Origin of the sequence: Streptomyces colwelliae (assembly GCF_048158785.1) — a bacterium.
GTDB lineage: Bacteria > Actinomycetota > Actinomycetes > Streptomycetales > Streptomycetaceae > Streptomyces.
On record NZ_JBLTJC010000347.1, the window covers coordinates 1 to 10,818 of the forward strand.

Genomic DNA, 10,818 nt, shown 5'->3' on the forward strand with positions numbered 1-10,818 from the left:
GGGTGAGGGGGAGCGCCGAGTCCGCGTCGGCGTCCGCCAGTTGCCAGGAGTCGCCGTCCGGGGTGGGCACGACCCGGTCCAGCGTCACCGGGACCGCGTCCAGCCACGGGTCGTGCCGTAGCGCTTCCCCGTAGTGGACGGCGGCCTGAGCCGTCGTCACCCCCTGCGGCCGGGCCGTCGTGGGCGAGGGTGCCGCGAACTGCTCGCCCAGGGCCGCCCGGAGCTGCCCGGCGCCCGGGAAAGCGGACACCTCCGCGTCCAGGGCAAGCCCCATGGGCAGCGCCAGCTCGGGGGCGCGGCCCGCGGCGCCATAGGAGAGGAGGAGGGACGTGCGGCCCGACTCCGTGCCGTGGAGCCAGATTCTTCGGGTCGTCAGTTTCGGGTCCGTCGTGTCGTACTGGGCGAGGACCAGCCAGTGGTCGCGCAGGGGTGGGCCTTCCGGTGAGGCGGGCAGGCCGATGCGGGAACGGACCGTCGCCGCCAGGTCGTCGGGCAGTCCCTCGCGGCGCAGCCAGGCCTGGTCGAGGAGGTGGAGCAGCGCGCACTCCTCCAGCAGTCGGACCGGCCAGCCGGGTCCTGAGGACGGGATCGCCCCCAACTCCCTTGCCCGCGCGGCCAGTCCGGGCGCCTGGGCGTCGACCATGCGGGCCGCGGTCTCCTCCCACAAGCCGTACCCCGCCTGCTCCGCCGAGGCCAGGCCGGTGCGCAACAGGTCCGTCAGCCGCTGCTCCAACTCGCCCGCGCCCGCGGTGATCCGCTCGGCCCGGCGCTCCGCCCTGCGCCGCGCCGCCTCCGGATCAGCGGCGGCCGGGGAACCGGACGCCCCCGCCGCCCGCTTCTCCTCCGTCCGCTTCCGCCGCCCCGCCAGCCACTCCTCGGCCCAGCCCGGCGCCTGCCCCGACGGCACCGCGCCGTCCTCGCCCGCCCACAACAGCAGCAGCCCCAGCGCGTGCTTGCACGGGAACTTCCGGCTCGGACAACTGCACTTGTACGCCGGCCCCGCGGTGTCCGCGATGTCGACGACCGTCTGATACGGCTTGCTGCCACTGCCCTTGCACTGCCCCCACACCGTCCCCTCGTCAGAACTGCCCGCCTCGGACCACGGCCCCGCCGCCCCGAGCTTGCTTCCCGCTTTGCGTGACGCTGCGTCAGGCGCCAGTGCCAGCACCTGGTCAGCCGTCCAGCGCACCCCCTGCTGAGTCATGTCATCGAAGGTAGATCCCAGCACTGACAATCGGTCCGCGAGCGGTCCGGCCGCCAACCTCACGAGCACGTTTTCGCAGGTCAGAACGCATTGTCAGTGGGGTCGTGCAAGGTGGACACCAGATCCGAACCGGCCGAGCTGGAGGGGGCCTCAGCCATGACTGTGTCTGTAGAAACCACGCCTGAGCAAGCGCACGAGAAGCCGTCGGACGAGGCGTTGCGGCCGCATGCCGAGGACGCCTTCGCTGACGAACTCGCCGCGCTGGCCGCGCAGGACGACCGGCCGCGCCCGGTCCGCTGGAAGATGTCGCCGTGGGCGGTCGCCACCTATCTGCTCGGCGGCACGCTGCCGGACGGCACGGTGATCACACCGAAGTACGTCGGCCCGCGCCGCATCGTCGAGGTCGCCGTCACCACCCTCGCCACCGACCGCGCCCTGCTCCTGCTCGGCGTGCCCGGCACCGCGAAAACCTGGGTGTCCGAGCACCTCGCGGCGGCGGTCAGCGGCGACTCGACCCTGATCGTGCAGGGCACCGCCGGCACTCCGGAGGAGGCGATCCGGTACGGCTGGAACTACGCGCAACTGCTCGCCAACGGCCCGAGCCGCGACGCCCTCGTGCCCAGCCCCGTCATGCGGGCCATGGCCGAGGGGATGACCGCGCGCGTCGAGGAGCTGACCCGTATCCCGGCCGACGTACAGGACTCGCTGATCACGATCCTGTCGGAAAAGACGCTGCCGATACCGGAATTGGGGCAGGAGGTGCAGGCGGTCCGCGGCTTCAACCTGATCGCCACGGCCAACGACCGCGACCGCGGCGTCAACGACCTCTCCAGCGCCCTGCGCCGCCGTTTCAACACGGTGGTGCTGCCGCTGCCGGAGAGCGCGGACGCCGAGGTAGAGATCGTCGCCCGTCGTGTGGACCAGATCGGCCGCTCCCTCGACCTGCCCGCGGTGCCCGAGGGCGTCGACGAGATCCGCCGGGTGGTGACCGTCTTCCGCGAACTGCGCGACGGGATCACGGCCGACGGGCGGACGAAGCTGAAGTCGCCCAGCGGCACCCTGTCCACGGCCGAGGCGATCTCCGTCGTCACCAACGGGCTTGCCCTGGCAGCCCACTTCGGCGACGGACTGCTGCGGCCGAGCGATGTCGCCGCGGGCATCCTCGGCGCCGTCGTCCGGGATCCGGCGGCCGACCGGGTCATCTGGCAGGAGTACCTGGAGGCGGTCGTCCGCGAGCGCGACGGCTGGAAGGACTTCTACCGGGCCTGCCGGGAGGTGAGCGCGTGAGCGACACCAGGGGGCTGGTCGACGACGACTCCGCGTGGAGTTGGAGTTGGAGTTGGAACGGGATCCGGAGGGGAGGGGGACGACGTGGCAGGGACTGAGGAGGGCCGGGGCGCCGGGCCGCTGTTGCTCGGGGTGCGGCATCACGGGCCCGGTTCGGCGCGGGCCGTGCGGGCGGCGTTGGACGCGGACCGGCCGCGGGTCGTCCTGATCGAAGGGCCGCCGGAGGCCGACGCGTTGATCCCGCTGGCCGCCGACGAGGACATGCGGCCGCCGGTCGCGCTCCTCGCCCACGCCGTGGACGAACCGGGCCGCTCGGCGTTCTGGCCGCTGGCCGAGTTCTCCCCGGAATGGGTCGCGATCCGCTGGGCCCTGGAACACGAGGTCCCGGCCCGCTTCATCGACCTCCCGGCCACGCACACGCTGGCGTGGGGGAAGGAGGATGCCGAGGGCGAGTTGACGGGGGAGGAGCAGCCGCCGGACCCAACTGCCGAGACCCCGTCCGACGAAACCCCGTCCGAGGAGACCCCTTCCGCCTCGGACATCCGCGTCGATCCCCTCGCCGTCCTCGCCGAGGCCGCCGGCTACGACGATCCCGAGCGCTGGTGGGAGGACGTCGTAGAGCACCGGGGTGTGGGGGAGCGGGACGCGTTCGCGCCGTTCACCGCGCTGGAGGAGGCGATGGGGGCGCTGCGCGAGACGTACGGGGTCGGCGGGCACGAGCGGGATCTCGTGCGGGAGGCGTACATGCGGCTCCAAGTGCGGTCCGCGCAGCGGGAGTTCGAGGACGACGTGGCCGTGGTGTGCGGGGCCTGGCATGTGCCCGCGCTGCGGCAGAAGGCCGCCGTCGCCGCGGACCGCGCGCTGCTGAAGGGGCTGCCCAAGGTCAAGGCCGATCTGACCTGGGTGCCGTGGACGCATCGCCGGCTGTCCCGGGCCAGCGGTTACGGCGCGGGCATCGACTCGCCGGGCTGGTACGGCCATCTGTTCGGCGCGCCGGACCGGCCGGTCGAGCGGTGGATGACCAAGGTGGCGGGGCTGTTCCGGGAGGAGGACCGGATCGTCTCCCCGGCCCATGTCATCGAGGCCGTGCGGCTGGCGGAGACGCTCGCGGTGATGCGCGGCCGTCCGTTGCCGGGGCTCGGTGAGACCACCGACGCGGTGCGCGCGGTGATGTGCGAGGGCTCGGACGTCCCGTTGTCGCTGGTGCACGACCGGCTCGTCGTCGGGGATGTGCTGGGCGAGGTGCCGCCGGGTGCGCCCGCCGTGCCCTTGCAGCGCGACCTCGACCGGTCGCAGCGCAGGCTGCGGATCAAACCGGAGGCGCTGGAGCGGGAGTTGGAGCTCGACCTGCGCAAGGAGACCGACGCCGGGCGCAGCAGGCTGCTGCACCGGTTGCGGCTGCTGCGGATCGAATGGGGCGAGCCGGTCGCCTCGCGGGGAAGCACGGGTACGTTCCGGGAGACCTGGCGGCTGCGCTGGGAGCCGGAGTTGGCGGTGCGGGTCGCCGAGGCCGGGGTGTGGGGGACCACGGTGCTCGCGGCGGCGAACGCGAAGGCGGAGGCGGACGCGATCGGGGCGCAGAGCCTCGCCGACGTCACCGCACTCGCCGAGCACTGCCTGCTGGCCGAACTCCCGGACGCGCTCCCCGTGGTGATGAAGGTCCTCGCCGACCGCGCGGCCCTCGACACGGACGTCGGCCATCTCGCCCAGGCGCTGCCCGCCCTGGTCCGTTCACTGCGCTACGGCGATGTACGCGGCACCGACACCGCCGCGCTGACGGAGGTCGCGGCGGGCCTCGCCGAGCGGGTCTTCGTCGGGCTGCCGCCGGCCTGCGCGGCCCTCGACACGGATGCCGCGGAGGAGATGCGGCGGCATGTGGACGCGGTGCACGGGGCGGTGGCGCTGCTCGGCGATGCCCCTGGGGCCGGGCGAGGGGAGGCCCCCGGGCCTGGCGACGCCTCCGCACAGGATGACGGCGCGGCCTCTCGGCCCAGGCACGCTGATGCCTCCCGACCAGAGCAGGGCAACGCCCCCGCCCTCGGCCCCCGCGACCTGCGCGGTCGCTGGCGCGCAGTCCTCCGCACCCTCTCCGCGCGGGACACCGTGCCGGGTGTCATCCGGGGGCGTGCCGTACGACTCCTGCTGGACGAAGGGGAGTTGGGGCCGGACGAGGCGGCCCGGCTGATGGGGCTGGTGCTCTCGCCCGGGACGCCGCCGGCGGACGCGGCCGCGTGGATCGAGGGCTTTGTCGGCGGCGGGGGCGGGCTGCTGCTCGTGCACGACGAGCGGCTGCTCGGGCTGGTGGACGCGTGGCTGACCGGAGTGCCGGCGGAGGCGTTCACCGACGTACTGCCGTTGCTGAGGCGAACGTTCTCGTCGTACGAGCCGGGGGTGCGCAAGACGCTCGGTGAGTTGGTGCGGCGCGGAACGGGGAAGCAGGTGGGTACGGCGGCGACGGCGGCCGGGATACCCGGGTTCGGGGCGGAGTTGGACGCCGGGCGCGCGGACGCGGTCGTGCCGGTGCTGCGGCTGCTGTTGGGGCTGGACGACAACGAGCTTGTGGGGGTGGCGGGATGACGAGCGGAAACGGCAGGCAGAGCAAGGGAAGGCCGGGGGAGAGGGTTCAACCGGCCCGTGCCGGTGGGGGCGTGGACCGCCCGGTGACGGCCGTGCGGGTCGTACCGCTGTGGGAAGGGCTGCGTACGGCGGGGGTGCGCGGATGACGGCCGAGGCGGTCGCGGCCGGCGGGGTCGCGGACCCCGGGCCGGAGCGGTTGCGGCGGTGGCGGCTGGTGCTCGGGGGTGATGCAGCCGACGGCACCGGGTGCGAGCTGTCCGGGCAGGACGCCGCGATGGACGGGGCGCTGGCCGCGTTGTACGGCAGGCAGGACAAGGGGCGGGCGGCCAAGGACCGTTCGGCGGGGCTAGGGGCGTCGGCGCCGTCCGTCGCGCGCTGGCTCGGGGACATCCGGACGTACTTCCCGTCCTCCGTCGTCCAGGTCATGCAGCGCGACGCCATCGACCGGCTCGGGCTGTCCGCGCTGCTCCTCGAACCGGAGATGCTGGAGGCGGTCGAGGCCGACGTGCACCTCGTCGGCACGTTGCTCTCCCTCAACAAGGCGATGCCGGAGACCACGAAGGAGACGGCGCGGGCGGTCGTCCGCAAGGTCGTCCAGGATCTGGAGAAGCGGCTCGCCTCCCGCACCCGGGCCACCCTCACCGGCGCGCTCGACCGCAGCGCCCGTATCAACAGGCCGCGCCACCACGACATCGACTGGAACCGCACGATCGCGGCCAACCTCAAGCACTACCTGCCCGAGTACCGGACGATCGTGCCGGAGCGGCTGATCGGATACGGGCGCGCGTCCCAGTCCGTGAAGAAGGAGGTCATCCTCTGCATCGACCAGTCCGGGTCGATGGCGGCGTCCGTCGTCTACGCCTCCGTGTTCGGCGCGGTACTGGCGTCCATGCGGTCGATCAACACCCGGCTCGTCGTCTTCGACACGGCGGTCGTCGACCTCACCGACCAGCTCGACGACCCGGTGGACGTGCTCTTCGGGACCCAGCTCGGCGGCGGTACGGACATCAACAGGGCGCTCGCGTACTGCCAGTCGCAGATCACCCGGCCCGCCGAGACGGTCGTCGTGCTGATCAGCGACCTCTACGAAGGGGGCATCCGGAACGAGATGCTGAAGCGGGTCGCGGCGATGAAGGCGTCGGGGGTGCAGTTCGTGACCCTGCTCGCGCTGTCCGACGAGGGCACGCCCGCCTACGACCGCGAACACGCCTCCGCGCTCGGCGCGTTGGGGGCACCCGCCTTCGCCTGTACGCCCGACCTGTTCCCGGAGGTGATGGCGGCGGCGATCGAGAAGCGGCCGTTGCCGATACCGGACACCGCGTGACGAACAGGCATCGGCAATTGTGACGAACTGCCTTGCGCAGTAGGGGGCTTGCGCGTTCTCGGGAGGGCCGTGCAAGGATCGACGCCTCATGAACTGGCCCGCCGCACTGCCCGGTGCCGCTCTGCGCGTGACGCGTACGGCGGTTGGGCGGCGTGTGCTGCAACTGGCGCTGCTGGTAGGCGGGTTGTGCGCGCTCGGGTTGTTGTGCGGGGGACAGGCGCAGGCGGCGGACGGGGGCACGGGGCAGCGGCCGGTGATTCCGGGGGTGGCTCCGGTCTCCACCGAGGCGGTCAAGCCGGTTCCGGTTCCTGTCCGGGTTTCGGTTCCTGTTCTCGCCCCGGTGCTGGCTCCGGTCCCGGACACCGTGGAGCGGGTCGTGCGGCCCGTGACTGACGTCGTGACTGACGTGGTGGCGAAGACGGTGACAGAGGTGTTGGCCGAGGCACCTTCGCTGCCCACTTTGCCTACGCTGCCCACGTTGCCCTCGGCCCCCGTGGTGCCGAGTCAGCCGGTGGTTCCGGTGCCGTCGTCTCCGGCGCACACCGCGCCGGTGCCGGCGCCCGTCCGGTCCGCCCCGCAGCCTTCGGGCGGTGGGCATCGCTCGGATGCGAGACCGGCCGAGGTGACAGCAGGCGTGGGCGCCACGTACGGGCCGCGCTTCGTCGCGGACACCGCCGATGAGTCCGGCGCCGTAGGACATGCGGTCGTCGTACGGCACGCCTCGTCGGCCTGTGCCGGAGCCACCCCCACCCAGCGCCCGGCACCCACCGGCGACACCGATGGCGCGGACAACGGGTCGTCGCGGCACTGTGACGCGCATGCCGTGACGTTGGACAACCGGGTGCAGGTGCGGATCGTGCCCGGTGCCGCCGCGCGTGCGGACGCGGGCGAGACGCGGGACAGGTACCGGGACGTTCCCGTTTTCCCAGGCTAGGCAGGGCCCTTCCGGCAGTTGAGCTGCCTGGAATGTCGCCATGTCCCTATTTCTGTCATGCCTGAGGAACCGACGTACGCATGAGCACGAACAGCATCGACACCACCCCCTCCGAACTCCGACGACGCCTCGTCGACGCCAAGGTCTCCGTCCCGAGGGGGTCCAGGGTCAGGGCTGCCGCCGCCATCCAGGGCGCTCAGGCCGCACGCACTGTCTGCGCCCAGAGCGGCCTCGCGCCGCAGCCGCGCCGGATCCGGCACTGGGAGTGACCGACTCCGTGAGGCAGTGACCCCCGGACGGCCGAATGCCGTCGGTCTGTCTGGAGTCCGTCTCACGGTATGGGGTCCCGCCGGGCCAGCCCCAACCCGGCGGGACCCCGCCCGAACGGCCAGCTCGAAGGCCCGTTCGAAAGAACTGCCCGAACGCCCCGTACGCGGCACTCCGTGTCACGAAAACCGGCATCATGTGACAGGTATCACCGCTCAGGTGTGACCCTCGATTTAGGGGCCCTCTGCAACCAGCGATAACCTGCGAGACGGACATGCCGCGCGCTCGGTCACCGTGTGCGCCTCCCTTGTGACAGCGGACGTCACGTTGCCCTTCGCGGCACGCCCACGCATCCAACGAACCGCGATATCACTGAGGACGGAAGCGCGTGGACCTGTTCGAGTATCAGGCGAGGGACCTCTTCGCCAAGCACGATGTACCGGTGCTGGCCGGTGAAGTCATCGACACGCCTGAGGCGGCCCGCGCAGCCACCGAGCGGCTCGGTGGCAAGTCCGTCGTCAAGGCCCAGGTGAAGGTCGGCGGCCGTGGCAAGGCCGGTGGCGTGAAGCTCGCCGCCACCCCGGACGAGGCCGTCGCGCGTGCGACGGACATCCTCGGCATGGACATCAAGGGCCACACGGTCCACAAGGTGATGATCGCCGAGACCGCGCCCGAGATCGTCGAGGAGTACTACGTCTCGTACCTCCTCGACCGCACCAACCGCACCTTCCTCGCCATGGCGTCCGTCCAGGGCGGCGTGGAGATCGAGGTCGTCGCGGAGGAGAACCCCGAGGCCCTCGCGAAGGTCCCGGTCGACGCCAACGAAGGTGTCTCGATCGAGAAGGCCCGTGAGATCGTCGCGCAGGCGAAGTTCCCGGCCGACGTCGCCGAGCAGGTCGCCGAGATCCTGGTGACGCTGTGGGACACCTTCATCAAGGAGGACGCCCTCCTCGTCGAGGTCAACCCCCTCGCGAAGGTCGCCTCCGGCAAGGTCATCGCCCTCGACGGCAAGGTCTCGCTGGACGAGAACGCCGAGTTCCGCCAGCCGGACCACGCGGCCCTTGAGGACAAGGACTCCGCCAACCCGCTTGAGGCGGCGGCCAAGGCCAAGAACCTCAACTACGTCAAGCTCGACGGCGAGGTCGGCATCATCGGCAACGGCGCGGGTCTCGTCATGAGCACCCTCGACGTCGTCGCGTACGCCGGTGAGAACCACGGCGGCGTGAAGCCGGCCAACTTCCTCGACATCGGCGGCGGCGCGTCCGCGGCCGTGATGGCGAACGGCCTGGAGATCATCCTGGGCGACCCCGACGTCAAGTCGGTCTTCGTCAACGTCTTCGGCGGCATCACCGCGTGCGACGAGGTCGCCAACGGCATCGTCCAGGCGCTGCAGCTGCTCGCGGACAAGGGCGAGGAAGTCACCAAGCCCCTCGTCGTCCGTCTCGACGGCAACAACGCTGAGCTGGGTCGCAAGATCCTCTCCGACGCCAACCACCCGCTGGTCCAGCGCGTGGACACCATGGACGGCGCGGCCGACAAGGCCGCCGAGCTCGCGGCTGCGAAGTAAGGGACGAGGGACAAAACAGCCATGGCTATCTTCCTCACCAAGGACAGCAAGGTCATCGTCCAGGGCATGACCGGCTCCACGGGCATGAAGCACACCAAGCTCATGCTGGCCGACGGCACCAACATCGTCGGTGGCGTCAACCCCCGTAAGGCCGGCACGTCCGTCGACGTCGACGGCACCGAGATCCCGGTCTTCGGCACGGTCGCCGAGGCGATCGAGAAGACGGGCGCGAACGTATCCGTCCTCTTCGTACCGCCGGCCTTCTCCAAGGCCGCCGTGGTCGAGGCGATCGACGCCGAGATCCCGCTCGCGGTCGTCATCACCGAGGGCATCGCCGTCCACGACTCCGCCGCCTTCTGGGCGTACGCGAAGTCGAAGGGCAACAAGACCCGCATCATCGGCCCGAACTGCCCCGGTCTCATCACCCCGGGCCAGTCGAACGCCGGCATCATCCCGGGCGACATCACCAAGCCGGGCCGTATCGGCCTGGTCTCGAAGTCCGGCACGCTGACGTACCAGATGATGTACGAGCTGCGTGACATCGGCTTCTCGTCCGCCGTCGGTATCGGTGGCGACCCGGTCATCGGCACCACGCACATCGACGCGCTCGCCGCGTTCGAGGCGGACCCCGACACCGACCTGATCGTCATGATCGGTGAGATCGGTGGCGACGCGGAGGAGCGGGCCGCGGACTTCATCGCGAAGAACGTGACGAAGCCGGTCGTCGGTTACGTCGCGGGCTTCACCGCGCCCGAGGGCAAGACGATGGGCCACGCCGGTGCCATCGTCTCCGGTTCCTCCGGTACGGCTGCCGCGAAGAAGGAGGCCCTTGAGGCCGCGGGCGTCAAGGTCGGCAAGACGCCGACCGAGACGGCCAAGCTCGCCCGCGAGATCCTGGCCGGCTGAGTTACCTGGCTTCACGTTGATGGGCTCGCTCCGTGGGTTGGAGCGAGCCCATCGATGCGTTGTCGGTCGGGTGCGGGTGCGTCGTGGCTGGTCGCGCAGTTCCCCGCGCCCCTTAAAAGCAGGTCGGCTGAAACGGGGTCGTCTTTTAGGGGCGCGGGGAACTGCGCGACCAGCCCCCACCGGGCCGCAGCCGACGACCTACCGACTCAGCGGTGCCAGCCTCTCCGGACCGCTCGTCATCCCGCTCCGCAACCGGTCCCGAAGAGCAACCTCTTCCTCGGACAAGGAACCCTGCACCACCCGCGCCGGCACCCCCTCCACCCGTTCCCCCAACGGCACCGGCGCCTCGTAATGCGTGGGCGCAACCCGCAGCGTGAACGTCGTCGCGCCGATGATCGCGACGGTGAACGCGATCGCCGCCCGGGTCCAGAACACGGTCCGGCGTTCGCCGACGAAACGGACCGTCGGCGGTTTGGCCGCGTGCAGCCGTCCGGTGGAGGCCAGTTCGGTCAGCCTCCGGTGCAGCTCGGTGGGGTCGGACAGGTCCGGGAGCCGCGCGGCAAGCGCCTCGCGCGCGTGCAGCAGCCGGTTCGCCGCCGCCGGCGTGCTCGCCTCCGTCTCCGCCGCGGTCTCCGCGAGACCGAGCCCGACCCCGTCGTAGAGGAGGAGCGTGCGGCGGTACGACGGCGGGAGCTTGAGGAGTGCCGTCAGCAGGGTGCGGTCGGCGGAGTCCGGGGGCGGGGGTTCCGGGT

The 10,818-nt window shown here is 71.5% G+C and carries 9 protein-coding genes; 7 read left to right on the top strand and 2 right to left on the bottom strand.

Annotated elements, in window-relative coordinates; all coding sequences use genetic code 11:
* Positions 1–1,204 (bottom strand): SWIM zinc finger family protein (locus ACNFOC_RS42925; RefSeq protein ID WP_416964429.1); only part of this gene is annotated, 1,204 nt, incomplete at its 3' end.
* A 156-nt stretch (positions 1,205–1,360) separates the two neighbouring features.
* Between ACNFOC_RS42925 and ACNFOC_RS42930 the strand changes: the two genes are divergently transcribed.
* The 7 genes from ACNFOC_RS42930 (at position 1,361) to sucD (ending at position 10,066) form a co-directional block, all read left to right on the top strand.
* A complete protein-coding gene (locus tag ACNFOC_RS42930) occupies positions 1,361–2,491 on the top strand; it encodes an ATP-binding protein (protein ID WP_416964430.1) in 1,131 nt (376 codons plus the stop codon).
* 84 nt (positions 2,492–2,575) lie between these two features.
* Positions 2,576–5,068, top strand: coding sequence for a DUF5682 family protein (locus tag ACNFOC_RS42935; RefSeq protein WP_416964431.1), 2,493 nt, complete (start codon positions 2,576–2,578; stop codon positions 5,066–5,068).
* 142 nt (positions 5,069–5,210) lie between these two features.
* On the top strand, positions 5,211–6,392 hold the full coding sequence (locus ACNFOC_RS42940; protein WP_416964432.1) for a vWA domain-containing protein: 1,182 nt from the start codon (positions 5,211–5,213) through the stop codon (positions 6,390–6,392).
* Between the two features lie 88 nt (positions 6,393–6,480).
* Positions 6,481–7,326: a hypothetical protein gene (locus ACNFOC_RS42945; protein WP_416964433.1), complete on the top strand. Its 846-nt coding sequence runs from the start codon at positions 6,481–6,483 to the stop codon at positions 7,324–7,326.
* 80 nt (positions 7,327–7,406) lie between these two features.
* A complete protein-coding gene (locus ACNFOC_RS42950) occupies positions 7,407–7,595 on the top strand; it encodes a hypothetical protein (protein ID WP_416964434.1) in 189 nt (62 codons plus the stop codon).
* A gap of 386 nt (positions 7,596–7,981) precedes the next feature.
* Positions 7,982–9,160, top strand: coding sequence for an ADP-forming succinate--CoA ligase subunit beta (sucC, locus tag ACNFOC_RS42955; RefSeq protein WP_280878363.1), 1,179 nt, complete (start codon positions 7,982–7,984; stop codon positions 9,158–9,160).
* A gap of 21 nt (positions 9,161–9,181) precedes the next feature.
* Complete coding sequence (sucD, locus tag ACNFOC_RS42960) at positions 9,182–10,066, top strand: succinate--CoA ligase subunit alpha (RefSeq protein ID WP_416964435.1); 885 nt, start codon at positions 9,182–9,184, stop codon at positions 10,064–10,066.
* Positions 10,067–10,264: 198 nt separating this feature from the next.
* On the opposite strand, the gene ACNFOC_RS42965 is transcribed toward sucD, so the two are convergent.
* On the bottom strand, positions 10,265–10,818 hold a 554-nt coding region (locus ACNFOC_RS42965; RefSeq protein ID WP_416964436.1), incomplete at its 5' end, for an RNA polymerase sigma factor.

Excerpts from the sequence above, each read along its gene's own strand:
- ACNFOC_RS42930 (WP_416964430.1), top strand. The coding sequence starts at position 1,361 with ATGACTGTGTCTGTAGAAACCACGCCTGAGCAAGCGCACGAGAAGCCG.
- ACNFOC_RS42945 (WP_416964433.1), top strand. The coding sequence starts at position 6,481 with ATGAACTGGCCCGCCGCACTGCCCGGTGCCGCTCTGCGCGTGACGCGT.
- ACNFOC_RS42940 (WP_416964432.1), top strand. The coding sequence starts at position 5,211 with ATGACGGCCGAGGCGGTCGCGGCCGGCGGGGTCGCGGACCCCGGGCCG.
- ACNFOC_RS42950 (WP_416964434.1), top strand. The coding sequence starts at position 7,407 with ATGAGCACGAACAGCATCGACACCACCCCCTCCGAACTCCGACGACGC.
- sucD (WP_416964435.1), top strand. The coding sequence starts at position 9,182 with ATGGCTATCTTCCTCACCAAGGACAGCAAGGTCATCGTCCAGGGCATG.